Annotated in this window: 19 protein-coding genes; 10 read left to right on the forward strand and 9 right to left on the reverse strand. The window is 68.1% G+C overall.

The window, feature by feature from the left end; genetic code table 11:
* Positions 1 to 23: 23 nt before the first annotated feature.
* Positions 24 to 1,142: a DUF2336 domain-containing protein gene (locus tag BLTE_RS14265; protein WP_126401326.1), complete on the reverse strand. Its 1,119-nt coding sequence runs from the start codon at positions 1,140 to 1,142 to the stop codon at positions 24 to 26.
* A 334-nt stretch (positions 1,143 to 1,476) separates the two neighbouring features.
* Between BLTE_RS14265 and BLTE_RS14270 the strand changes: the two genes are divergently transcribed.
* The 5 genes from BLTE_RS14270 (at position 1,477) to BLTE_RS14290 (ending at position 10,259) form a co-directional block, all read left to right on the forward strand.
* The gene (locus tag BLTE_RS14270; RefSeq protein ID WP_126402219.1) at positions 1,477 to 2,481 is read left to right on the forward strand and encodes a Gfo/Idh/MocA family protein; all 1,005 of its coding nucleotides are present in this window, start codon (positions 1,477 to 1,479) and stop codon (positions 2,479 to 2,481) included.
* 167 nt (positions 2,482 to 2,648) lie between these two features.
* Entirely contained in the window at positions 2,649 to 3,785 is a 1,137-nt protein-coding gene (locus BLTE_RS14275; protein WP_425290276.1) for a DegT/DnrJ/EryC1/StrS family aminotransferase, read from the forward strand.
* 28 nt (positions 3,786 to 3,813) lie between these two features.
* Entirely contained in the window at positions 3,814 to 5,376 is a 1,563-nt protein-coding gene (murJ, locus tag BLTE_RS14280; protein WP_126401328.1) for a murein biosynthesis integral membrane protein MurJ, read from the forward strand.
* Between the two features lie 381 nt (positions 5,377 to 5,757).
* A complete protein-coding gene (locus BLTE_RS14285; protein ID WP_126401329.1) occupies positions 5,758 to 6,951 on the forward strand; it encodes an efflux RND transporter periplasmic adaptor subunit in 1,194 nt (397 codons plus the stop codon).
* A gap of 134 nt (positions 6,952 to 7,085) precedes the next feature.
* On the forward strand, positions 7,086 to 10,259 hold the full coding sequence (locus tag BLTE_RS14290; RefSeq protein ID WP_126401330.1) for an efflux RND transporter permease subunit: 3,174 nt from the start codon (positions 7,086 to 7,088) through the stop codon (positions 10,257 to 10,259).
* 194 nt (positions 10,260 to 10,453) lie between these two features.
* On the opposite strand, the gene BLTE_RS18155 is transcribed toward BLTE_RS14290, so the two are convergent.
* Entirely contained in the window at positions 10,454 to 10,675 is a 222-nt protein-coding gene (locus tag BLTE_RS18155; RefSeq protein WP_160140628.1) for a DUF2283 domain-containing protein, read from the reverse strand.
* Between the two features lie 130 nt (positions 10,676 to 10,805).
* Between BLTE_RS18155 and BLTE_RS14300 the strand changes: the two genes are divergently transcribed.
* A complete protein-coding gene (locus tag BLTE_RS14300; protein WP_342211495.1) occupies positions 10,806 to 11,111 on the forward strand; it encodes a GIY-YIG nuclease family protein in 306 nt (101 codons plus the stop codon).
* 79 nt (positions 11,112 to 11,190) lie between these two features.
* Here BLTE_RS14300 and BLTE_RS14305 read toward each other — a convergent pair whose 3' ends face one another.
* Positions 11,191 to 12,063, reverse strand: a complete 873-nt coding sequence (locus BLTE_RS14305) for a hypothetical protein (RefSeq protein ID WP_126401332.1) — start codon at positions 12,061 to 12,063, stop codon at positions 11,191 to 11,193.
* A 3-nt stretch (positions 12,064 to 12,066) separates the two neighbouring features.
* Positions 12,067 to 13,872 (reverse strand): translation elongation factor 4, encoded by a 1,806-nt coding sequence (gene lepA / locus BLTE_RS14310; protein ID WP_126401333.1) that lies wholly within the window; start codon positions 13,870 to 13,872, stop codon positions 12,067 to 12,069.
* Between the two features lie 134 nt (positions 13,873 to 14,006).
* Between lepA and fmt the strand changes: the two genes are divergently transcribed.
* Positions 14,007 to 14,921 carry a methionyl-tRNA formyltransferase gene (fmt, locus tag BLTE_RS14315; protein ID WP_126402221.1) on the forward strand — a complete coding sequence of 305 codons (915 nt, stop codon included), beginning with the start codon at positions 14,007 to 14,009 and terminating at the stop codon, positions 14,919 to 14,921.
* Positions 14,922 to 15,059: 138 nt separating this feature from the next.
* Here fmt and BLTE_RS14320 read toward each other — a convergent pair whose 3' ends face one another.
* A complete protein-coding gene (locus tag BLTE_RS14320) occupies positions 15,060 to 16,259 on the reverse strand; it encodes a D-alanine--D-alanine ligase (RefSeq protein ID WP_126401334.1) in 1,200 nt (399 codons plus the stop codon).
* A gap of 154 nt (positions 16,260 to 16,413) precedes the next feature.
* Between BLTE_RS14320 and BLTE_RS14325 the strand changes: the two genes are divergently transcribed.
* From BLTE_RS14325 to BLTE_RS14335, 3 genes are read left to right on the forward strand one after another with little or no spacing between them, the layout of a single operon-like run.
* Positions 16,414 to 17,220 carry a M15 family metallopeptidase gene (locus BLTE_RS14325; RefSeq protein WP_126401335.1) on the forward strand — a complete coding sequence of 269 codons (807 nt, stop codon included), beginning with the start codon at positions 16,414 to 16,416 and terminating at the stop codon, positions 17,218 to 17,220.
* A gap of 14 nt (positions 17,221 to 17,234) precedes the next feature.
* Complete coding sequence (locus BLTE_RS14330; protein WP_160140629.1) at positions 17,235 to 18,023, forward strand: alpha/beta fold hydrolase; 789 nt, start codon at positions 17,235 to 17,237, stop codon at positions 18,021 to 18,023.
* Positions 18,011 to 19,618: a Mur ligase family protein gene (locus tag BLTE_RS14335; RefSeq protein WP_197723238.1), complete on the forward strand. Its 1,608-nt coding sequence runs from the start codon at positions 18,011 to 18,013 to the stop codon at positions 19,616 to 19,618. The genes BLTE_RS14330 and BLTE_RS14335 overlap by 13 nt, the downstream gene beginning before the upstream one ends.
* 322 nt (positions 19,619 to 19,940) lie before the next feature.
* On the opposite strand, the gene modA is transcribed toward BLTE_RS14335, so the two are convergent.
* The 4 genes from modA to BLTE_RS14355 form a co-directional block, all read right to left on the reverse strand.
* Complete coding sequence (gene modA / locus BLTE_RS14340; RefSeq protein WP_126401337.1) at positions 19,941 to 20,897, reverse strand: molybdate ABC transporter substrate-binding protein; 957 nt, start codon at positions 20,895 to 20,897, stop codon at positions 19,941 to 19,943.
* A gap of 269 nt (positions 20,898 to 21,166) precedes the next feature.
* Positions 21,167 to 22,114: a penicillin-insensitive murein endopeptidase gene (gene mepA / locus BLTE_RS14345; RefSeq protein ID WP_126401338.1), complete on the reverse strand. Its 948-nt coding sequence runs from the start codon at positions 22,112 to 22,114 to the stop codon at positions 21,167 to 21,169.
* A gap of 628 nt (positions 22,115 to 22,742) precedes the next feature.
* Positions 22,743 to 23,351 carry a YegP family protein gene (locus BLTE_RS18800; RefSeq protein WP_197723239.1) on the reverse strand — a complete coding sequence of 203 codons (609 nt, stop codon included), beginning with the start codon at positions 23,349 to 23,351 and terminating at the stop codon, positions 22,743 to 22,745.
* A 134-nt stretch (positions 23,352 to 23,485) separates the two neighbouring features.
* Positions 23,486 to 24,988 carry a sensor histidine kinase gene (locus BLTE_RS14355; protein WP_126401339.1) on the reverse strand — a complete coding sequence of 501 codons (1,503 nt, stop codon included), beginning with the start codon at positions 24,986 to 24,988 and terminating at the stop codon, positions 23,486 to 23,488.
* Positions 24,989 to 25,007: the final 19 nt, after the last annotated feature.

Here is a 25,007-nt window from a genome sequence, read left to right on the forward strand (position 1 = left end):
AAGGGATCAACCACAAAGCCGTCTCACGCCGCGGACGGCGGGCGCACCGAGGGGTCGCGCACCTGCCAGAAGCGGATGATGCGGCCGGCGGTCTCGCGCGACATCTTGGTGTAGGCGTCGAACGCCTGGGCCAGCGCCGCCTCGGTGCTGCCGCGGTCGTCGCGCGCCCGCAGCACGTCGCGCAAAGCGAGCCAGCTGATGCCGTTGGCCTTGGCCACCACCACCAACGGATCGATCGTGTCGAGGTCGAACAGGCGCTTGGCCACGGCGAGGCCAAGGTCGCACATCAGACTGATGGTGGCGAGCACGTGGGCGGCCTGGCGGCGGCGAGCGAAATCGCGAAGCTGGCGCTCGTCGAGCCGGCCGTGGTCGCGCAGCGCCTGCACCTCCAGCATCGCCTGCGCCAGATCCGAGTCCTCGTCGAGCAGCAGCGCGGCGAAACGGTCGGCGGCGTCGTGGGCGGCGCGGCGGATGCGGCTGGCATCATGGAAGCAATGCGCCGCGTTGAGCTTGCGCACCACCGTCTCGGTGGCCTGGGCCAGCAGCGCCGGATAGCAGTCGTCGGGCAAATCCGGCCGGGTGCCGATCACCTCCTGCAGGTCGGAATCGCCCTTGGAACGGTCGATCAGCCGGTGGAAGCCGGCGCGGGAGAATCGGGCGCCGTCATTGGCCGCGACGACGCGGATAACCTCGTTATCGCCATGCTCCACCAGCGCGTCGGTGACGGCGGCGCCGAGCGTCTCGCGCCGGGCGATCGCCAGCATGTGCTCGCGGCCATGGTTCTCGACCACGCACACCAGATCCTCGTCGCGCAGCACCTGCGAATGCAGCAGCACCGGCTGGGCGACCTGGATGTCCGGATCGAGGGCGAGCCCGCGCACGATGCCGTGCGGCGCCTGCGGCAGGCGGGCGATCCGCTCCGACAATTCCGCCCGCGCCGCCGCCTCGATGTTGCTGACGAGACGCTGGAACACCGAATTGAACAGCGCGGCCTGTTCGTCGGTCAGGCTGGGCTCGGAAGAGATGAACAGGTCGGTCACGCTGCGCAGGGCATCGACGCGCTGGGTGTGGGAACTGCGGGTCAGCACCGAGTCGAGGTCGGCGAGCAGTGGAGCCTTGGCAGCGGACAATGACAGGGACATGGCACTCCACGCTGGATCGGAACTGGCTGGATCGGGACCGGCTAAATCGGGGCCGGTTGGATCGGACCTGGGTCAGCCAGCCACCCTAATCGCGGTCGCCGAATAAAGAGTTACCGTAATGCCAAGGAAGGGGTGATTCGCCTGTCGCCAGCGGACGTTAGGGCAGCGCGATTGCAACCGGCACAACTCGTCGGATGCATACGAAACCGGTAATGTGGCGCAACGAGTCGTGATCGCAAACGTGGCGAACCGGCCGGCTTCCTGTGTCGCGCCGCCGTTTCCAGCGTGTTAGATGCGCCAGAAGTCGGAAGTCATGTTCGAGGTCGAGAAGGTGATGGCGTCACAGACGGTGCGTCCGGACGGAGACCGGGTGCGAATCGGCGTGGTCGGCTGCGGCGTCATGGGGCGCAACCATGCGCGGGTGCTCTCGGAGATTGCCGCCGCCGATCTGGTGGCGATCGCCGATCCGGACCTCGCGGCCGCCGCGCCGATCGCCGCCCAGCTCGGCACCCAGGCGGTCGCCGACATCGAGGCGCTGATCGCGCTGGGCTGCGAGGCGCTGGTGATCGCCGCCCCCACCCACCTGCACCACACGCTGGCGACGCAGGCGATCGAGCGCGGCATACACGTCCTGATCGAGAAGCCGATCGCCTCCAACCCCGAGGAGGGGCGCGACCTGGTGCAGAAGGCGGCCCGCGCCGGCGTCACCCTGATGGTCGGCCATGTCGAGCGCTTCAATCAGGCGGTCCAGACGGTCAAGGAGGCGATCCGCGACGAGGACATCCTGTCGATCGCCATCACCCGCGTCGGGCCGTTCCCGCCGCGCATGTCGAATGTCGGCGTGGTGATCGATCTCGCCGTGCACGACATCGACCTGATCCGCTGGCTGACCGAATCCGACATCGTCGAGGTCCAGCCGCAGCTTTCCAACGCGGTGGCCGAGCGCGAGGACATCGCGCTGCTGCAGTTCCGCACCGCCTCGGGCGTGCTGGCGCACATCAACACCAACTGGCTCACCCCGTTCAAGGCGCGTCACATCCACGTCGCCACCCGCGACAAGTACGTCATCGGCGACCTGATCACCCGTCAGGTGACCGAATGTTCCGGCTACCGCCCCGACGGCAGCTATTCGATGCGCCATCTGCCGGTCGGCCACACCGAGCCGCTGCGTCTCGAGCTCAACAGCTTCCTGACGGCGCTGAGCAGCGGCACCTCGCCCGGCGTCACCGGCGAGGAGGGCGTGATCAGCCTCGACATCGCCATGCGCTGCCTCGCCGGCTCGTCGACCGCACCCGCGGTGTCCGACTTCGCCTCTGCCAAGGTGCGGCAGGCGCGCTGAGCGGGGCCGGTGCGCAGATCGGGCACCGGGCGGCCGGCATCAGCGGCAATTCCGCGCCGGTGCGCTTTTTTCGCAAGACAAGCGCGCCGGAAAAAGACGACAAACCAACAGGCTGGGCAGGTCGATTCGGGCGTCGGGTTCCTCTGTCCAGAACATGGATGCACGACATGACCGAGCCTGCCGCGATTCCCTTCATCGATCTCGGCGCCCAGCGCCGCCGCCTCGGCGCGGCCGTCGATCAGGCGGTGGCGCGGGTCATCGATCACGGCCAGTACATTCTCGGGCCGGAGGTGCGCGAGCTGGAGAGCCGGCTCGCCGCCTTCTGCGGCGCCAAGCACGCCTTGAGCTGCGCCTCGGGCACCGACGCGCTGATGCTGGTGCTGCTGGCGCAGGGCATCCGGCCGGGCGATGCGGTGTTCTGCCCCTCCTTCACCTTCTGCGCCACCGCCGAGGTGGTGGCGCTGGTGGGGGCGACGCCGCTGTTCGTCGATGTCGAGGCGGCGACCTTCAACATGAGCCCCCAGGGGCTTGAGCGCGGCATCGCCACCGCCAAGCGGCTGGGCCTCAAGCCGGCGCTGGTCATCCCGGTCGACCTGTTCGGCCTGCCGGCGGACTATGACGCGATCCTGCCGATCGCCGAGCGCCACGGCCTCAAGGTGCTGTCCGACGCCGCCCAGAGCTTCGGCGCCAGCCATCGCGGCCGCAAGGTCGGCACGTTCGGGCTTGCCACCGCCACCAGCTTCTTCCCGGCCAAGCCGCTCGGCTGCTATGGCGACGGCGGTGCCGTGTTCACCGACGACGACCAGCTGATCGAGGTGCTGCGCTCGCTGCGCGTCCACGGCATGGGGTCGGACAAATACGACAATGTCCGCCTCGGCATGACCGGGCGGCTCGACACCATCCAGGCGGCGGTGCTGCTCGAGAAGCTGAAGATCTTCGACGACGAGATCGCCGCCCGCGACCGCGCCGCCGCCGCCTACAATGCCGCGCTCAAGGACCTCGCCATCGTGCCGCGCGTGCCCGAGGGGCTCACCTCGGTGTGGGCGCAGTACACCCTGCGCCTGCGGCCCGGCCGGCGCGACAGGCTCGCCGCCGACCTGCGCCCGCAGGGAATCCCGACCGCGATCTATTATCCCAAGGCGCTGCACCAGCAGGTGGCCTACCGCCACTTCCCGGTCGCCGACGGCGGTCTGGCGGTGACCGAGAGGCTGGTCGACGAGGTGATCTCGCTGCCGATGCACGGCTATCTAGACGACGCGACGCAGGCGCGCATCATCGAGGCGGTGCGCCGGGCGCTGGCGTAACGGCATCCTGCAACGCTAGGCTCGCCGCATGCTCAAGGGCATCCTCTCCGTCGGCGGCTTCACGCTCCTCTCCCGCGTCACCGGCTTCGTGCGCGACGTGGTGCTGGCGGCCGTGCTTGGCGCCGGGCCGCTCAACGACGCCTTCCTGGTGGCGCTGCGCCTGCCCAACCATTTCCGCGCCATCTTCGCCGAGGGCGCGTTCAACGCCGCCTTCGTGCCGGCCTATGCGAGAGCCCGCGAGGAGGAGGGCGAGGAGGCGGCGCGCACCTTCGCCGGCCGCATCCTCACGTTGCTGGTGCTGGCGACCGGGCTCATCACCGCGCTGGCCATGGTGTTCACCCCGCAGGTGATCGACCTGCTGGCGCCGGGCTTTGCCGGCGATGCCGGCCGTTTCGATCTCGCGGTGGCGCTGACCCGCATCACCTTCCCCTATCTCGTGTTCATCTCCGTCGTCACCCTGCTTGGCGGCATGCTGAACGCGCACAAGCGCTTTGCCGCGGCGGCCGGCGCACCGATCCTGCTCAATGCCGCGATCGTCGCGGCGCTGGCCGCGGCCGCGCTGTTTCCGACCGCCGCCCACGCCGCGGCCTGGGGCGTGTTCGTTGCCGGCATCGCCGAACTCGCCCTCCTGATGGCCGATGCGCGCCGCGCCGGCATCCTGCCGCCCTTCCGCCGGCCGCGCTGGAACGGCGCGGTCGCCCGCTTCTTCAAGGCGCTGGGGCCGGCGACCATCGGCTCGATGGGCACGCAGATCGCGCTGTTCGCCGACACCATCATCGCCTCGCTGCTGCCGGTCGGGGCGCTGTCGGCGCTCTATTTCGCCGACCGCCTGCAGCAATTGCCGATCGGCGTCATCGGCATCGCCGCCGGCACCGTGCTGCTGCCGGAGATGTCGCGGCGGCTCGCGGTCGGCGACGAGGCGGGCGCCGCCGCGGCCCAGCGCCGGGTGATCGCCATCACGCTGCTCCTGGCGGTGCCGTGCCTCGCGGTGTTTCTGATCATCCCGCATCTGGTGATGAAGGCGCTGTTCGCGCGCGGTGCCTTCACCAATGCCGATGCGGTGGTGGCCGGCCAGACGCTCGCGGCCTACGCGACCGGCCTTCTGCCCTTCGTGGTGCTGCGGGCGTTCGTGGCGCCGTTCCATGCCCGGCGCGACACCTTCACGCCGATGGTGGCGGCGTTCGCCGGGGTGTTCGTCAATGTGGCGCTGAAGGTGGCGCTGATGGCGCCGCTGGCGCAGATCGGCCTCGCGCTCGGCACCGCGGCCGGCGCCTGGATCAATGTCGGCCTCCTCGCCGTGCTGGCGGTGCGCCGCGGCTTTCCCGGCCTCGACCGCGGCACGGTGGCGACCGCGGCTCGGATCTTCGCCGCCGGCGGCGCGCTGGCGCTGGTGCTGGTGTTCGCCGAGGCGCCGCTGCGCACCGCGCTCGCCGGCCTGCCGCTGCATGACGAGCTGACGCTGGTCGTGCTCGGGATCGTCGGTGCGCTGGTCTATATCGGCGTGGTGCTGGCGCTGTTCGGTCGGCGTCGGCTGCGGGCGCTGCTGGGGCGGCGGGCGGCGCCGTCCAGCCCCTCGATCACGGAAAGGTGACCGAAGGTCAGCCCCGATCGAACCGCATGGCCAGTTGCGGTAGAAACCGACCGGACGGGCCGTGACCCCTTTCGCGGGCTCGCCGGAAATCCTCTGTCCGGGCAGGGGGTTTTCGCAGCCTGGCACACCGCGGCCGGCCTGATCGTCCCGCCGCCGCCCGTTGCGGCGTGCCTGCTGGGCGGGCACGTTTCGCCTCGCCGGGGTGTCCGGCGCATCGGCCATCGCTGGCGTTGATGGATTGGCAGCAATAGATCGCGTTTGATTGTCGTCGCGTCCCGGTGCCATAGGAAGGTCAGGACGCCGTCAGGCATACTGTCTTGAATAGGCGCCGTCCGTCCTGCGCGATCAGGCATTCTTTCGGGCGGCGGCAGGGGAAGCCACATGCAATTCAGGAGCGCCGGCCCGCGCGGCCTCGGCATCGCCGTCTTGACTGTCGTCGCGGTCGGTCTACTCGCCGGCTGCGGCCAGAGCCCGCCGCCGGCAGCGCCGCCGGCACCCGCCGTCACCGTGGCCAATCCGGTGCGCAAGGTGGTCTCCGAGACCGACGAATTCGTCGGCCGCTTCATTGCGGTCGACGCGGTCGAGGTGCGGGCGCGGGTGTCGGGTTATCTCGACGCGGTGCATTTCACCGACGGTCAGCTCGTCAAGCAGGGCGACCTGCTGTTCACCATAGACCGGCGGCCGTTCGAGACGACGCTGGCCCAGGCCAAGGCCAATCTGGCCCAGGCCAAGGCCAACCTCGCCTTCACGGAGACCGACCTCAACCGCGCCCAGCAGCTGGTGCGCGACAAGACCATCACCGAGCAGACCTTCGACCAGCGGATCCAGGCCAAGCGGGTCGCCGAGGCCAATGTGGCGGCACAGGAAGCGGCGGTGCAGCAGGCCGAGCTCGACCTGACCTTCACCGAGCTGCGCGCCCCGGTCTCCGGCCGCATCGGCGACCGCCGGGTGTCGCCCGGCAACCTCGTCACCGGCGGCGTCACCGGGAACACCACGCTGCTCGCCACCATCGTCTCCACCGATCCGATCCGCTTCGAGTTCACCATCGATGAAGCCTCCTTCATCCGCTACCAGCGGCTGGCCAAGGAAGGGGTCGACAGCATCTCCAGCCGCGATCATCAGGCTCCGGTGCTGCTGCGGCTGATCGACGAGAAGGCGTTCAGCCACAAGGGCCGGATGGATTTCATCGACAATGTGGTCGACAAGAGTTCGGGCACCATTCGCGGCCGCGCCGAGTTCGACAATGCCGGCGGCCTGTTCACGCCCGGCGTGTTCGCCCGCATCCAGGTGCCGGCGGCCAAGCCCGGTGAGGCGCTGCTGGTGCCGGATGTCGCCATCGGCAGCGAGCAGGTCCGCAAGTTCGTCTATGTCGTCGGCGACGACAACGTGGCGAAGCCGAAATACGTCGTGCTCGGCCAGCTCGTCGACGGGCTGCGGGTGATCCGCGAGGGGCTGTCGCCCGATGACCGCGTGGTGGTCAACGGCGTCGCCCGCATCCGGCCGATGATGAAGGTGACGCCGCAGCCGCAGGGCGCACCCGCGCCCGGCCCGAGCGCCGCAGCCCCGGCCAAGTAATGCAGTTTCCGGCGGACCCGCCGGAAAGCTGCATTCCGATCGTCGAAAATCCCGTTCCCGAACAAGGGCTTTCGGCGAGATTGTTTCAGGGATCCCGAAGGGATCATCCGGAAACCGTATAAGGTTCCGCCCCCATGCGATTGTCCCATTTCTTCATCGACCGGCCGATCTTTGCCTCGGTGGTGTCGATCGTCTTCATCATCCTCGGCGGCGTGGCGTTCCTGCGCCTGCCGGTCGCGCAGTATCCGGAGATCGCACCGCCGGTGATCAACGTCACCGGCCAGTTTCCGGGCGCAAGCTCTGAAACGGTGGCCGCCACCGTGGTGGCGCCGATCGAGCAGCAGATCAACGGCGTGGAGGGGATGCTCTATATCTCCTCCAACTCCACCGCGGACGGCCGCTTCACCATCTCGGTGACGTTCGAGCTTGGCGTCAATCTCGACATCGCCCAGGTGCAGGTGCAGAATCGTGTCGCCATCGCGACGCCGCGTCTGCCGAGCCAAGTGCAGCAGATCGGCGTCACGGTCGCGAAAAGCTCGCCCAACATCCTGATGGTGGTGAACCTCTATTCGCCCGACAAGTCGCGCGACACGCTGTTCATCTCCAACTACGCCAACATCCAGATCAAGGACGTGCTCTCGCGCGTCGACGGCGTCGGCTCGATCACCGTGTTCGGCAGCCGCGACTACGCCATGCAGGTGTGGCTCGATCCCTACCGGCTGCAGTCGCTGAACCTGACGGCGGGCGACGTCACCGCCGCGCTTCAGGCGCAGAACATCCAGGTGGCGTCGGGCGTGCTCAACCAGCCGCCGGTGCCGAACCAGCTCGCCTTCCAGGTGGCGGTGCAGACGCTGGGCCGCCTCACCGAGCCCGAGCAGTTCGCCAACATCGTGGTCAAGCAGACCGAGAACGCCATCGTCCGCGTCAAGGACGTGGCGCGGGTGGAGCTGACGGCGCAGGACTACACCTCGACCTCCTATCTCGACCGCAACCCGTCCGTGGCGCTGGGCGTGTTCCAGCGGCCGGGCTCCAACGCGCTCACCACCGGCACGGCGATCATCAAGACGATGGATGAGCTCGCCAAGTCTTTCCCGCCGGGCATCAAGCACGCCATCATCTACAACCCCACCCAGTTCATCTCCGAATCCGTCAATGCGGTGATCGAGACCATGCTGGAGGCGGTGGTCCTGGTGGTGTTGGTGGTCGTCCTGTTCCTGCAGACCTGGCGGGCGGCGGTCATCCCGATCCTGGCGATTCCGATCTCGCTGATCGGCACCTTCTTCGTGATGAGTGCCGCCGGGTTCTCCCTCAACAATCTGTCGCTGTTCGGGCTGGTGCTGGCCATCGGCATCGTGGTCGACGACGCCATCGTGGTGGTGGAGAACGTCGAGCGCAACATCGCCGACGGGATGGAGCCGCACGCGGCGGCCCGCAAAACCATGGACGAGGTCGGCGCGGCCCTGGTCGCCATCGCGCTGGTGCTGTGCGCGGTGTTCATCCCCTCGATGTTCATCACCGGCATCTCGGGCCAGTTCTACAAGCAGTTCGCCCTCACCATCGCCAGCGCCACGGTGATCTCGCTGATCATCTCGCTGACGCTGTCGCCGGCGATGTGCGCGCTGCTGCTGAAGCCCCACGATCCGCGCCACCGCGACAAATGGTGGGAGAAGCCCATCCATGCCTTCTTCCGCGGCTTCAACTTCGGCTTCAACGGCTTGGCCCGCGGCTATTCCTGGGTGGTGGGCAAGGTGGTGCGCATTGCGGTGGTGATGCTGATCGCCTATGCCGGCATCATCGCCGCCGGCCTCAACTTCTTTGCGGACACGCCCAAGGGCTTCATTCCGCAGCAGGACCGCGGCTATCTGATCGTCGCCTCCCAGCTGCCGCCGGGCGCCGCCATCAGCCGTACCGACGAGGTGATGCGCCGTGCCGCCGACATGGTGCTGGAGACGCCGGGCGTCGGCCACGTCGTCAACATCGTCGGCTTCTCGGGGGCGACGTTCACCAACGCCCCCAACGCGGGCGCGATGTTCGTGATCCTGGAGCCGTTCGACCAGCGCAAGGGCGATCCGCGCAAGACGCCCGCCGCCATCCAGGGCGCGCTGTTCGGCAAGTTCGCGGCGATCCAGGATGCGTTCATGATCGTGGCATTGCCGCCGCCGGTCGACGGCATCGGCAACGCCGGCGGCTACCGCATGATGATCGAGGACCGCGACGGCCTCGGGCCGCAGGCGCTGCAGGGCGCGGTTTATGCGATGATGGGCAAGGCGGCGCAGACGCCGGGGCTGAAGCAGGTCTATTCGCTGTTCGAAACCTCGACGCCGCAGCTCTATCTCGACATCGACCGCACCAAGGCGCAGCTGCTCGGCGTCAATCTCGGCGACGCCTTCAACGCGCTGCAGATCTATATCGGCTCGTCCTACGTCAACGACCTCAATCTGTTCGGCCGCACCTTCCGGGTGCAGGCGCAGGCCGATGCGCCCTACCGGCTCGAACCGGACGACGTGCTCAAGCTCCGGGTGCGCAACAAGGCCGGCGAGATGGTGCCGTTCGGCTCGTTCACCACGGTGCGCGACATCTCCGGGCCCTACCGCACGCCGCGCTACAACATCTATCCGGCGGCCGAGCTCGACGGCGACACCCAGCCCGGCACGTCGCAGGGGCAGGCCATGGCGATCATGGAGAAGCTCGCCGCCGAAACGCTGCCGCCCGGCATCAGCTATGAGTGGACCGGCATCGCCTTCCAGCAGCAGCGCGCCGGAGACACCGCCACCTTCGCCTTCGTGCTGGGTGTGGTGTTCGTGTTCCTGGTGTTGGCGGCGCAGTACGAGAGCCTGACGCTGCCCTTGGCGGTGATCCTGATCGTGCCGATGTGTCTCGTCGCCGCGATCACCGGCATCCTGCTCAGGGGGATGGACAACAACATCCTGAGCCAGGTCGGCTTCGTGGTGCTGATCGCATTGGCGTCCAAGAACGCCATCCTGATCGTCGAGTTCGCCAAGCAACTAGAGGACCAGGGCCGCGATCGCTTCGCCGCGGCGGTGGAGGCGGCACGCCTGCGCCTGCGGCCGATCATCATGACGTCGCTCGCCTTCATCCTCGGCGTGGTCCCGCTGGCCTGGGCCACCGGTGCCGGTGCGGAACTGCGCCGCGCGCTCGGCACGGCGGTGTTCTCCGGCATGATCGGCGTCACCGTGTTCGGCCTCGTCTTCACGCCGGTGTTCTACGTGATCTGCCGCTGGATCGCCGGCTTCGGCGAGCGGCGGGCACGCCGCCGGGCGGAGGCCGAGGGCACAGCGGCCGGCTGAGGCGACGGCCCCGACAGTCGAAAAGTCTCCGGCCCGGCGGGCCGGAGACTTTTTTGTCGCGCGAACCTGCGCTGCCGGTCATTCCCGGCCGGGACGCGAATGGGGAATTGGTTCCCCTCCCTCACATCGCGATCGCGACGCGAGCCGGGGGCGACGGGGGCGACGGGGGCGGTGTCGGCAGCCGCGAAGATCGGTTATTCCGCCGCGTCGGAGCGGGGGGCCTTCGGAACCGGTGCGGCCAGCCAGTCTCCCGGTGCCAGCACGTGCTTGGCCGACAGGATTTCGCTGCCGAGGATGCGGCCCTCGGCATCGAAATCATAGATGAACGGCCCGGCTTCCTGGGTCTTGGCAATCTGACCTTGGCCGATACGCACATGGACCGCATCGGCCTCCGGATCGCAGGTGACGTCTGTCATGGCCGTCGCCTCGCGTTCCTGTCGAACATCGCGCTTATAATCCCACGCTCCAAAGGCTCGCGGCAAAGGCCGGCTCTCCCCGGTCGTTCCCGGCCGAGCCGCTTTAGCGGCGAGGGGAAGGGAACCCATCTTGAATGCAAGCGGGACGGCGATGTTCTTCGTCTACATGCTCGCCAGCAAACCCAATGGCACGCTTTATATCGGCGTGACGCGGAACCTCATCCGCCGCGTCCATGAGCACCGGATAAAGGCCGTGCCCGGCTTCACCGCCAAGTACGACGTCACCCGCCTCGTCCATGTCGAGACGTTCAATGATCCCGAAACCGCCATCACCCGCGAGAAGCAGCTCAAGGGCTGGAACCGGGCGTGGAAGATCAGGCTGATCGAGCGGGAGAACCCGGAGTGGCGGGATCTGTTCGATGAATTGGCCGGATGATGCTTGAATGGGCTGAAGGAAGATGGGTCCCCTTCCCTCGCATCGCTGTCGCGATGCTCGCCGGGGACGACGGGGGGCGTCAAACGGGAAGCTTCAGCTTGATGTAAGCAATGAACGAAGCGCAGGCAGAGACGAAGAACAACGCTTCCGGGAGACCTACGTTATCGTTTTCTTCAAATACGAGGGCGTGGCGGATACCTTTCTCGTCGCTTGAATAGGCATAGAGTTTTTCAAATGCTCCGCGCAACGCGGGATGGAAGTGGTCCCTGTCGAGCTTATTCAACGCGCGCGAGAGCACCGCGTTTGGGTCCCCGGTCACATCCCGTGCCGCGCTTTCGACAGCATGAATCGATTCGCGAACGACGCCTCGATAATCACCGCGATTGAGAGCGTCGAAGGCGGCCTGCAAGTGCGTCTTTGCTCCGAAAAATCTAGAATTAAAAATCTCTGCAACATTGGCCTTCAATGACTGAGCCTGCTGTTCATCGGCAACTGGCACAAACGTGCTAGACTGAATAATTAACCGATATGGTGAGAAAGGCCTATCGATAGCGTATGCAACATTTTCGGGAAACCCCTCTGGGCAATAATCGCTCCTCAAAAGAAACGTTAGCGTTCCAAATATGTCTATGTAGCTTCCTTTTGAAAATAATGATTTCCATCTTTCATAAAATTCCCCGTCGTTATCAAACTGATACTGGAACTCGTCGGCGAAGCGATATCTGTAATCAATATGCTCAGAAAGAAACCAGCTTAATGCTGGCTCATCAAGCTCATATCCCCCATAGCCCGCTTCTGAAATCAATTTGGCTGTTGTTCTGTAAAACGCATTCCACAATCCAGATCGAATTCTCTGATCCAATTCACCCCATTTCAAAATCGCTGGATACCGAGGCTGTCCCTCGGCTTCCGCAAACGATACTTTCGTGCGGTCCAAGGGCTCGTCCGTCATCTCTCACCCATCCACCTTCAGGGCGGCGATGAACGCCTCCTGCGGGATCTCGACCTTGCCGAACTGGCGCATGCGCTTCTTGCCTTCCTTCTGCTTGTCCAGCAGCTTGCGCTTGCGGGAGATGTCGCCGCCATAGCACTTGGCGGTGACGTCCTTGCGGAAGGCGCGCACAGTCTCTCGGGCGATGATCTTGCCGCCGATCGCCGCCTGGATCGGCACCTGGAACATGTGCGGCGGGATCAGCTCCTTCAGCTTCTCGCACATCGCCCGGCCGCGGCTTTCGGCGCGGGTGCGGTGGACCAGCATGGCCAGCGCGTCCACCGGCTCGGCATTGACCAGGATCTGCATCTTGACGAGATCGCCGGGGCGGTAGCCGGTGATGTGGTAGTCGAACGAGGCATAGCCGCGCGACACCGATTTCAGCCGGTCGTAGAAGTCGAACACCACCTCGTTGAGCGGCAGCGCATAGCGCACCATGGCGCGCGCGCCGACATAGGACAGGTCGATCTGCTCGCCGCGGCGGTCCTGGCAGAGCTTCAGCACGGCGCCGAGATAGTCGTCCGGCGTCATGATGGTGGCCTCGATCCACGGCTCGGCGATGTCCGACACCTTCACCGGGTCGGGCATGTCGGCCGGGTTGTGGAGCTCGATCTCCTCGCCATTGGTCAGCTTGATGCGGTAGACCACCGAGGGCGCGGTGGCGATCAGGTCGAGGTTGAACTCGCGCTCCAGCCGCTCCTGGATGATCTCGAGGTGCAGGAGGCCGAGGAAGCCGCAGCGGAAGCCGAAGCCGAGCGCGGCCGAGGTCTCCATCTCGTAGGTGAAGCTGGCGTCGTTGAGCCGGAGCTTGCCCATCGCCGCGCGCAGCGCCTCGAAGTCGGCGGCATCGACCGGGAACAGGCCGCAGAACACCACCGGCTGGGCCGGCTTGAAGCCCGGCAGCGGCAGCGCGGTCTGGCGCTTCTCGTCGGTGATGGTGTCGCCGACGCGGGTGTCGGCCACCTCCTTGATCGAGCCGGTGAGGAAGCCGATCTCGCCGGGGCCGAGGCCGTCGGTGTCCTTCATCTTGGGCGCGAACACGCCGACCTTGTCGACCTCGTAAGACGCGCCGGTGCCCATCATGCGGATCTTCTGGCCGCGCTTCAGCTCGCCGTCGATGATGCGCACCAGCACCACCACGCCGAGATAGGCGTCGTACCAGGAGTCGACGAGCAGCGCCTTGAGCGGGGCCGTGCGATCGCCCTTCGGCGGCGGCAGACGGTGGACGATTGCCTCCAGCACGTCCGGCACGCCGAGCCCGGTCTTGGCCGAGATCATCACGGCGTTCGAGGCATCGAGCCCGATCACGTCCTCGATCTGGGCCTTGACCTTGTCCGGCTCGGCCGCCGGCAGGTCGACCTTGTTCAGCACCGGCACGATCTCGTGGCCGGCGTCGAGGGCGTGGTAGACGTTGGCCAGCGTCTGGGCCTCCACCCCCTGCGAGGCATCGACCACCAGCAGCGAACCCTCGCAGGCGGCGAGCGAGCGGCTGACCTCATAGGCGAAGTCGACGTGGCCTGGGGTGTCGATGAGGTTGAGGATGTAGTCCTTGCCGTCCTTGGCCTTGTAGAGCAGGCGGACGGTGTTGGCCTTGATGGTGATGCCGCGCTCGCGCTCGATGTCCATCGAGTCGAGCACCTGCTCGACCATGTCGCGCTCGGCGAGCGTGCCGGTGAGCTGGATCAGCCGGTCCGACAGCGTGGATTTGCCATGGTCGATGTGGGCGACGATGGTGAAATTGCGGATGTTGTCGATCGGGGTCGCGGTCATGGCACGGGGGATAGCATCCGATTTGGCCGATTCAAAGCGCCGCGCAGTCCTGCCATGCGGGATTTGCCCTCGCGGCCGCCGGGGCGCATCCGGGCGCTTTTCCCGGCCGGAGCCAGAGGCTAGGAAAGGCCATGCTGAACATCGTCTTCATGGGCACGCCCGACTTTTCCGTGCCGACGCTGGCCGAGATCATCGGCCATGGCCACACCGTCAAGGCGGTCTATACCCGCGCCCCGGCGCCGGCCGGCCGCGGCATGGCGCTCACCAAAAGCCCGGTCCACCAGCTTGCCGACCGGTTCGGCATCCCCGTGCTGCACCCCAAGACGCTGCGCACCGAGGAGGCACAGGCGGTCTTCCGCGCCCACAATGCCGATGTCGCGGTGGTGGTGGCCTATGGGCTGATCCTCCCCAAGCCCGTGCTGGAGGCGCCGGTCCATGGCTGCCTCAACCTCCACGGCTCGATCCTGCCGCGCTGGCGCGGTGCTGCGCCGATCCAGCGCGCGGTGATGGCGGGCGACGCCGAAACCGGCGTGATGGTGATGAAGATGGACGAGGGGCTGGACACCGGCCCGGTGGCGATGGCCGAGCGCTTCCCGATCGGGCCGGACGACACCGCCGGCGACGTCCATGACCGCATGATGGCGCTCGGCGCCGACCTGATGGTGCGGGCGCTGGCGGCCCTCGAGCGCGGCGGGCTCGCCTTCACGCCGCAGGCCGAGCAGGGCGTCACCTACGCCAGGAAGATCGAGAAGGCCGAGACCCGCATCGACTGGTCGCGGCCGGCCCCAGAGGTCCACAATCACATCCGCGGCCTCGCCCCCTTCCCCGGCGCGTGGTTCGAGCTCGATGGGGTGCGGGTCAAGGTGCTGCGCTCGACCTTGGCCGAGGGAACCGGCGAGCCCGGCACCGCGCTCGACGACCGCCTCACCATCGCCTGCGGCACCGGCGCGGTGCGCCTGATCGACCTGCAGCGGGCCGGCAAGGCGCCGATGGCGGCCGACGCCTTCCTGCGCGGCACGCCGGTTTCTGCCGGCGCGAAGGTCGGCTGACGGCCGCCGATCCGTCCGCCTCGACCGGAAACCGCATAAGAGCATCCGCCGATCCGATTGGATCAAGCGGACGCTCCAAGTTCTTGAGTTGTCGCATTCTCTTCCGCAAAACCGGTTCCCACTTTTGCGGAGAATGCTCTAGCCGCGCGGGAACAGCCGGGCCTCGGGCAGCGTCGGGTCGGCCGGAATCTGGCGGGCGCGGTGCAGCGCCTGGGCCTCGTCGATCAGCTTCGACAGAAGCTCGGTGAACAGCATCGGCTCGGCCGCCGCCTCCCACAGAAAGAAGGCGAACGAGCCGGGGCAGGGATTGACCTCGTTGAGGAAGATCGCCCCGGTCTCGGCATTGCCGAGGAAGTCGATGCGCGGCGTGCCGGAGCCGCCGACGGTGTCGAAGGTCTGCTCGGCCCATTTGCGCAGCTTGGCCTCGAGGCCGTCCGGCAGCACCGGATTGATGTCGCGGGTGAGCGACAGCATGCCCTCGCTGCGCACGCCCGGCACCTTGGCGCCCTTGGGGCTGCCGGAGAGATATTTCTGCTTGAAGTCGAGCAGCTCGGCGGCGCGCTTCGGCCGCTCGATGGCCGAGGTCTGCACTCGGCCGTCGAAGCCGGCGACCGCGATATTGTACTCGACCAAATTCTCGACGAAGGGCTCGACGATCGCCTGATTGTCGAGCTTGAAGATCGGCGGCAGCACCGCCCGCAGCTCCTCGACATCGGCGACCTTGGCGACGCCGATCGACGAGCCGAGGTGCGCCGGCTTGACGATCAGCGGGAAGGCCAGCGCCCGGGTCAGCTCGGTCAGCGCCTCGATGGAGGGCAGAAGCCCGCTCGCCGGCCGCTCGATCACCTCGCAGGGAAGCTGGGGAATGCGGGTCTCGGCCAGGATGCGCTTGGTCGCCACCTTGTCCATCAGCACCGCCGAGGCCAGCGTGCGCATGCCGGCATAGGGCACGTTGGCGGTCTCGAACGCGCCCTGGATCTGGCCGTCCTCGCCGATCAGGCCGTGAAAGGCGGGCAGCGCCACGTCGAAGACGATCTCCTTGGCGCGCGAGAACAGCCCGCCCTTGTCCTTGGGCAGCAGCACGCCCTGGCCGAGATCGTTCGGCGTCAGGTCGAGCGTCACCTGGGTCAGCCGCTTCTCGGCCTCGGGGCCGGGCAGATAGAAGCTGCGCTCGCGCAAGGAGTCGCCGACGAACCAGCGCCCGGTGGTCGACACATAGACCGGGAACGCATCGAAGCGGCCCTGGTCCAGCGCATCCAGCGCCTGCAGCCCGGTGACGATCGACACGTCATGCTCGGGCGAGCGCCCGCCGAACAGAACCGCGACCCGCGTCCTCATGTCCAAAGCCCCCTAAACCGCAGCCCGGATGCGCTGCCGATCCCCGATTCCGCCGGAATCGGCGGTTGGGCGTTGAGAATCCCTTGGTCCAAAACGTCCTTTGGCCCAACGTTCCTTTGCTCAAGCCCGGCCGACGTCCTAAAACGCCAGCGTCATGGCAATAGTGAGTCCCGACCGGCTGAAAAGCCACCCCCTCGCCGGCCGTCCCGTGCCCCAGGCCGGGCGCGGCGCGATGGTGCGGGCCCGGCAGGTGCCGTTCGATGCCGGCGACGCCCGCGGCCGCGAGCCGCTGGTCGATGCCCGCGCCCACGGCCTGCAGGGCGAGAGCTATTATGCGATTCGCGACGGCCGCAACCCGCCCTACGGCACCCCGATCGCCGGCGCCATCCCGGACCTGCTCGTCCGGCGCGGCGTGGCGGAGGCGCTGGCGCGGGTGGAGCGGGCGCTGGCGCCCTACGGGCTCGCGCTGTGGCTCCACGACGGCTGGCGGCCGCTCGCCACCCAGCGCGGCCTGTGGGACTTCTACGAGCGCAAGGTGCGCCGTGGCCATCCCTCCTGGTCGGACATGCAGGTGACCCACGAGGTCTCGACCTTCATCGCCGATCCGCGCGGCTTCGACGAGAACGACCCCGGCACTTGGCCGCCGCACCTCACCGGCGGCGCGGTCGACGTGGCGCTGCGCGAGCGCGACAGCGGCATGCTGGTCGATTTCGGCGCCGGGTTCGACGAGGCCGGCCAGCGCAGCGAGACCGACTTCTTCGAGCGCGAGCTTGCCGCCGGGCGCATCGGGCCGGACGATCCGCGCCTCCTCGCCCGCCGCATCCTGACCCACGCCATGGCGGCCGAGGGCCTCACCAACTATCCCGAGGAATACTGGCACTTCGACCTCGGCACCCGGCTGTGGGCCGCGGTGCGCGGCGGCGGTGCCGCCGCCTTCTACCGGCCGGTGCTTCAGCCATGACGACGCGAGGCGCGATGACCAGCGAGACCGTGGCGATGGCCGGCGCGCCGGTCCATCTCGTCCATTCGGGCGAGGCCGGCGACGGCGGCCTGCATCTGATCTGGGCGCACGGCTGGGGTCATTCCGGGGCGACAATGGCGCCGCTCGCCGAAAGTGCCGCGCGCTGGGGCCGCTCCACATTGATCGACTTTCCCGGCTTCGGCTTAAGCCCGCCGCCGCCCGCGGTGTGGTCGACCGCCGATTATGCCGATGCCGTCGCCAGCTGGCTCGCCACCCTGCCGCCCGGCCGGCGGGTGTGGATCGGTCATTCGTTCGGCTGCCGCGTCGGCCTACAGCTCGCCGCCCGCCATCCGCAGGCCGTCGATGCGCTGTGCCTCGTCGCCGCCGCCGGTCTGAAGCGCCAGCGCTCGCCGTGGCAGCGGGCGCGGATGTGGCTCAAGGTGCGCGCCTTCAAGACGCTCAAGCTGTTCGTGCCGGAGGGGCCGGCGCGCGAGCGCCTGCGCGCCCGCTTCGGCAGCGCCGACTACGCCACTGCCGGCGCGATGCGCGCGATCTTCCTCGAAACGATCCGCGAGGACCTGACCGAGGCGGCGCGCGCGGTGCGCGTGCCGACCCTGCTGGTCTACGGCACCCTCGATGCCGATACGCCCCCCGAGATCGGCCAACGGCTGAACACCCTGATTCCCGGCTCCCGGCTCGTTCTGCTGGAGCGCCAGGACCACCACACCGTGCTGGGCCAGGCCCGGCCGCAAACCCTGTTCCAGATCCAAACCTTCCTGAAGGGGCTCGGATGGCTAGCCTGACCCTGATCGCTTCGCTGGTTGTTGCCGGCGCGTTCGCATTCTTCGCCTGGAAGCGGGCGTTGACCTATCTGCACGTGTTCCAGCAGGAGGAATATGACGGCGGACGCTTCCTCGGCTGGCTGTTCCACACCATCACCTTCGACATGCGCGCCAGCTCCGCGCTGGCGGTGCTGGGCATCGGGTTCGTGTCGGCCGAGGAGCCGGTGCTCATCGGCATCAGCCTTCTGCTCGGCGCCGTGACCTTCGTCTATTTCGGCTGGCAGGAGCCGGACCCGCGGCAGGTGGCCAAGAAGAAGCTGGTCGTCACCGCGCGCGCCCAGCGAATCCTGATCGCCAGCGGCGTGCTGATGGCGCCGATCGTCGCCACGCTCGTCATCTGGCAGGTGCCGCTCCTCGTCTGGATCGCGCCGGTGCAGCTGATCCCGTTCGTCCTCATTCTCGGCAATCTCGTGCTGATGCCGTTCGAGGCGCGCGAGCAGAAGCGGTTCTGGACCGAGGCGCACGACAAGCTGGAGAAGCTGAAGCCGACCGTCGTCGGCATCACCGGCTCGTTCGGCAAGACCTCGGTCAAGCACATCCTCGGCCACCTGCTGTCGATCCAGGCGCCGACCCTGGTGACGCCGGGCAGCGTCAACACGCCGATGGGCGTCGCCCGCATCGTGCGCGAGCAGCTTGCGCCCTATCACCGCTTCTTCGTGTGCGAGATGGGAGCCTACGGCCCGGGCTCGATCGCCCGGCTGTGCCGCCTCGCCCCGCCCGACCTCGCCCTCGTCACCGCCATCGGCCCGGCGCACTATGAGCGCTTCAAGTCGCTCGACACCGTGGCGAAAACCAAGTTCGAACTGGCGGCGGCGGCGCGCACGCGCGGCGGCACCACCGTCCTCGCCGGGCAGGTGCTGCCATTCGCGGCGGCGAAGGCGTTCCTCGGCGAGGGGACCGACAAGGTGATCGTCGTCGGGCCGGAGACCGACGCGCGGCTCAAGGTGCTCGCCACCCGCGAGAGCCGCGAAGGGGTGGAGGCCGACGTGGTGTGGGATGGCAAGACCTACGCCCTCAAGGCGCCGCTGCACGGCCTGCACCACGCCGGCAACATGGCGCTGGCGTTCGCCGCCGCCTGCGCGCTCGGCGCCAACCCGGACGACCTCGTCACCGCGCTCAAATCGACGCCGCAGATCGCTCACCGGCTGGAGGTCAACCCGCAGCCCGACGGCTCGATCGTCATCGACGACGCCTACAATTCCAACCCCGTGGGGTTCGCCGCGGCGTTGGCCTCGCTCGACCTGATCGTCGGCGCGGGCGGGCGGCGCATCCTGGTGACGCCCGGCATGGTCGAGCTCGGCGACATCCACCATGACGAGCACGCCAGACTCGGGGCGATTGCCGCCAACCATGTCGATGTGCTGCTGCCGGTGATCCCGGATCGCATCGAGGCGTTCGTCGACGCCTTCCGCCGCGCCGCGACGGACCGGCCGGTGATCCCGTGCGCCAATTTCGCCGAGGCGCTCGCATGGCTGAAGACCAATGTGCAGGCCGGCGACGTCGTGCTGTTCGAGAACGACCTGCCCGACCTCTACGAGCGCAGGCTGCGGCTGTGACGCGGCTTCCGGTGGGCCGTTTCCGCGATCCCGAAGGGGTCGACCGGAAACGGCATCAAACGGTTTCCGGCTGATCAAGGCGGAGAACCGTATTCCGATCGCCGAAAAGTCCATCCCAACTCAAGGATTTTTCGGCGAGACCGTTTCCGGTATCCCGAAGGGATCAACCGGAAACCGTATCAGACCTGAAACCGTCTCATACCAACGGCCGCGAACGCGGACCGTTGGTTCCGGTCGCGGATTTTCGCGAAATCTCTGATTTCCCAAAAGAAAATCCGCGAGAGTCAACGGCCCCACGCGTCAGCGTCTGGGGCCGTTGGTATCACTTCAGCGTCAGGTAGCCGGCCTTCTCGAAGGCCGCCCGGGCCGCCGCGCTCTGGATGAAATCCAGCAGCGCAGGGGCGCTGATGCCGGCGGTCGCGGTGAGCGCGCCCTCATAGACGATCGGCCGGTGGCTGGTCTCCGGAAAGATTCCGACCACCTTCACCGCCGGATCGGAGCGCGCATCGGAGACGAAGACGATGCCGAGCGGTGCCTCGCCGCGGCCGACCATGGCCACCGCCGCGCGCGAGGTCTCCACCGCCGTCAGGCAGGGCTCCGCATCGGCCCACAGGCCGAGGCTCTCCAGCGCCGCGCGCACCACCGCGCCCGGCATCGCCTGGGCGGCGCCGACGGCAATGCGTCCCTGCCCGGCCAAAGTCGACAGACGCGTGCCGGGGCCGAGCAGCACCTCGATGAGGCTGGAGTCCTTCGGGGCCACCAGCACCAGCCGGTTGGAGGCGAGGCTGCGCCGGCTCTCCGCCTTCACCAGCCGCCGCTCGACGGCGAGTTCCATCGCCCCGCGCACGTCGGAAATGAACAGGTCGGCGGCCCCGCCCTGGTCGAGCGTCTCGACCAGCGAATCGGATGGGCCATAGGTCACCGTCACCCGCAGGCCGCTCGCCGCCGTATAGAGACCGACGATGTCGTCGAGCGTAGGCCGCAGGGGGTCCGCCGCCAGCACGCTGAGCGGCCGGGCCGCCGGGCGCTCCTGACCGCCGTCGCGGGCCGGCTCCTGGTCGGGGGCTTGGCTGGGAGGCTGGCTGGGGGTCTGGCTGGGGGCTTGGCCGCCGCCGTTCGCCGGGGCCTGCCCCGGCGGGGTGGACGGGGTCCGGGGCGGGGTCTGGGCCCCCTCCTCCGCCTGCGGCCACCCGGGAAACGCCAGCAGCAACGTGGCCGCCGCGCCGGTCAGAACGATGCGGCGGGACGGGCGTCGGGCGGCGGATCGGTGGTCGGTCATCGCAGCGATCGCGTTGGCGGGTTCAGGCGGCTCTTAGCCAAGGTCCCGGCTGCTGCCAATAGCAGGTGGAGAGCCTCACGCACTATTGGGCGTTTTCCCGGCCTCTGTCTTCGCCTTTATCCTGGCTTCTCTCCCGCCTGGATTTCCTGCCCGGATTCTCGCCTGGATTCTCGCCCGGCCGCCCTGCCGTTTCGGGACCGAACCCGCCTCCTCGAACCGCACCCGGTCAGATCGGCCGGCAGCCGCGTCAGCCGCGCTCCCCCATGGCGCTATTTGGCAAACACCACGCTCCGGCACTCGGGCGGCAGATCGCCGAGCCGGATCGGCGGCGGCGGCGACGACGGCGGTTTGGGCTTTCGCGCATCGGCGCTGAACCACCAATCGAGCTCCTTGCCGCAGCCATCGCCGCCGGGAACCGCGGCCTGCTCACGGCAGTTCCTGGCGCCGGCCGGGCAGCGCAGCCGGATGTGGGTGTGATAATTGTGCCCCCACCACGGGCGCACCTTGGCGAGCCAGCCGCGATCCTTCGGGCTGCTGTCCTTACCGGCCTCGCGGCAAAGTGCCTTCTTGATCGCCGGATTGACCAGCACACGCGTCACCTCGGGCTGGGTGGCGAACAGGCGGATCAGCGCGCGATGCTGCGGCGTCCAGATGGCGGGATCGACGTCGTTCCAGTCGGCAGCGACGACATTGGTCGCGCTCATCGTCTCTCGGTCGGCACGCGACAGCGTGGTCTTCGGCATCGGCGTCAGCCAGATGTCGGCGTCGAGCCCGATCTGATGGCTGGCGTGGCCGGTGAGCATGGGGCCGCCACGCGGCTGCGACAGGTCGCCCACCAGAATGCCGGGCCAGCCGACCGCTGCAGGCACCTTGCGCGCAACGCGTTCCAGAAAGCCGATCAGCGACGGATGGCCCCAATTGCGGTTGCGCGACAGGCGCATCACCTGCCACGCCTCGCCATCGATCGGCAGCGCCACCGCACCGGCAATACAGCCCCGCGCAAAGCCGCCGATCACGCGCGCCGGCCCCGGCGCCGGACTGGTGGCGCGGCCGAACAGCTCCTTCGCGGCGAGCGACGGATCATAGGGATTGGACAGAGGCGGCAGCGGCACCGGGTCGAGCGTGCCCGGCGTCTGCGCGGCGGCCGGGCCGAATGCCGCCACAAGCACCGACGCGGCGACGAGCGCCGGGAGGAGAGCAACACGCGTCAGCACCATGCGGGCCTCGCTGACTGTCGTCCTTCAGGCCTGACCGGTTCCAGGTTCGGCAAGCCTCACGCCTATAAGCCTCACGCCTGCAAGTCTCACGCTTCGCAAGCTTCAAACTTGGCAAGCCTCAAACTTGGCAAGCTTCCGACTTGGCCAGTTTCAGGCTTGGCAACACCGCTGCCTGCCGGCACGGCGGGATCGCTGCGTGCCACCGCCGCCTCGAAATGGTCCCACCGCGACACGATCGCGGACACCAGCCTGCCGGAGGTCCGCGATCCCGGTGATGTCCGGCCGACCCGGCTGGATTTCGTAATCGCCGCGCCAGCCCGCGCCCGGGCGCAGAGCCCCATCCGGGCGCGAACCGGCGAAGTTTTCGGCCCCGCGGACATTTCGAACGCGTCGCCCGAAACCGCAGACGATGCGCGCCTCGGGGACCGATCGGCGATCGACTCTCTTCGCGCCGCCCTGACCAGCCGGCGCTTATCTGTCGCGGCCGCGCAACCCGGTATCGATCGCGCGGCGAAGAGAGGGCGCGCTGCACGTTCCGTTCGCGAACGGAACGCGGCTCATGCGCAGGCGTTCATCCACGTCCGATCCCGGCCGCGCGCGGCGCGATGCCGGGACGACGCGGCGACGTTCACGCCGTCGGCGCGGTCATCGGCGCGGCTTCGGGCGCAGGCGCGGCTTCCGGCGCCGGCACGGCCTTGGGCTTGCGGGCGCGCGTGACCTTCGGCTTCGTCGTCTTCGGCTTTCCGAGCTTCGGCTTCGCGGCCTTCGGCGCAGCAGCCTTTGCAGCGGTGGCCTTCGCGGTGGCGGCCTTGGGCGCCGCCGCCTTGGTGGCCGCTGCCTTGGTCGCAGTCGCCTTGGCGGTCCGGCCGGTGGTCTTGCGGCCCGCCGCCTTGGCGGCGGTGGCCTTCGGCGCGGCAGCCTTCGCAGCCTTGGCGGCCTTGGGCGCCTTGGCCTTCGCAGGCTTTGCAGCCTTGGCGGCCTTCGGCGCCTTCGTTGTCTTGCCGGCCTTCGCCTTCGTGGTCTTCGCGGCCTTGGCGGCCGTTTCCTTCGGCGCCTTGGTCGAATCCACGATCGCGGCGGTGGCGCCATTCTTGAGGATCGATTTGACGGCGTTCAGGGCCGACGCCTTTGCGGTGTAGCCTTCGCTCTGGAACAGCGTCTCGCCATTGCGCGCCTTGAAGCGCACGCGAAACTCGCCCTTGCGGTCTTTGGTGATCTCGAAGCTGTAGCCCGCCACGACAAATCCTCCTGCTAGGCTCGCCGCGCGACTCGACGCAGCGACTCAGCCTTTCGTCAATGCGCGCGACGCGTCAAGTGCAACAGCTCAAATTTGATGCCAACAGCTTAATTTATCTTTCGCGCGACCGCCGATCACGCGCGTACGCGCTCGGCGCGCGCCGCATCGAGGCTTGCCGTGCGGTCGGGAATGCTGATGCGGAAGGTCGCGCCGAGCGTGCCTTCGACAAGGCTGATGTCGCCGCCGTGCGCATGCACGAGCTCGGCGGATATGGCAAGGCCGAGCCCCGAGCCGCCGCTGCGCGTCGAGCCCTGGAACGCCTCAAACAGATGGGCGCGCGCCCTCGCCGGCACGCCGGGACCGGTGTCCGACACCTCGATGATGACGACGGCGCCCTCGCGCCGCGCGGCGAGGCGGACCTGATCGCGGGCCGGATCGTTCGGCGCGCGCTGCTCCAGCGCCTGCACGCTGTTGCGGACGAGGTTCACCAGAACGCGGAAGAGCTGATCGGGATCGGCATCCACCTCCAGCCCGCGGTCGATCGCCGCCGCCCAGCCGATCGCGCTGCCCGGCAGCAGCCCCACCGCCTCGCGAACCTCCTGGGCGAGCGGTGCCAGCGCGAAGCGCTGCCGTTCCGGCGGCTTCTCCTGCGCGCCGCCATAGGCGAGGGTCGCCTCGGCGAAGCCGATCGCGCGGTCGATGGCGCGGATCAGCATCGGCGCGAAGCGCTGCACCTCGGGGCTGTCGATCGCCGAAAGCCGATCGGACAGCAGATGGGCGGAAGCCATCATGTTGCGCAGGTCGTGATTGATCTTGGACACGGCGAGCCCGAGCGCGGCGAGCCGGTTCTTCGATTGCAGCGTGCTCTGCAACTGGCGCTGCATGGCCGCCAGCTCGTGCTCGGCCAGGCCGACCTCGTCGGTGCGCCTGGAGGGCACGATGATGCGGCTGGCATCCTCGGGATGGGCGCGGAACGCCGTCATGTTGGCGGCAAGCCGGCGGATCGGCCGCACGATCAGCCATATCAGCGCGAGATAGACCAGCGCCGCGGTGATGCCGGAGATCACCAGCGAAAGGATCAGGATGTTGCGCGAATAGATCAGCATCGCCGTGCGCAGCGGCCGCTCGTCGAGCACGATCTCGATGAAGCCGCCATCGGTCGGCGCCGGGCCGACCACCCGCAGGATGCGGTTGCGGCTGGCGGCGAGCGTCTCGAAGGCGTCCGTGATCGCGAGCCAGGGCGGGCCGCTGCGGGTGTCGATATGGACATCGACATCGGGCACCTTGCCGGCAATCGCCAGGAGGCGCCGGCTGTCGGGCATCTTGAGCGCCACTGCATGGGCGTTGACGCTGACCAGAAGGTCGTGCGTCAGGTCGGCGGGGATCGCGCCGTCGGGTGCTGCCGCCCACACCAGCGCCACCGTGCGCGCCGCCGCCAGCCGGTCGGACAGCCACGCCATGCGGAAATTGGCGATGGAGGGCACGAAGATCAGCACTTCCGCCACCATCACGAACACGATGGTGAGCAGAAGAAGCCGGCCCGACAATCCGGGGCCGGCGGATCGGAAGCCGGGCGCGGCGCCGTCAGATCCGGTCTTGTCGAGTCCGGTCTCTCTGTCGCTCTTGATATCGTTCATGGCCGGCGGCGAGCTGCTG

Source organism: Blastochloris tepida (assembly GCF_003966715.1).
Lineage (GTDB): Bacteria > Pseudomonadota > Alphaproteobacteria > Rhizobiales > Xanthobacteraceae > Blastochloris > Blastochloris tepida.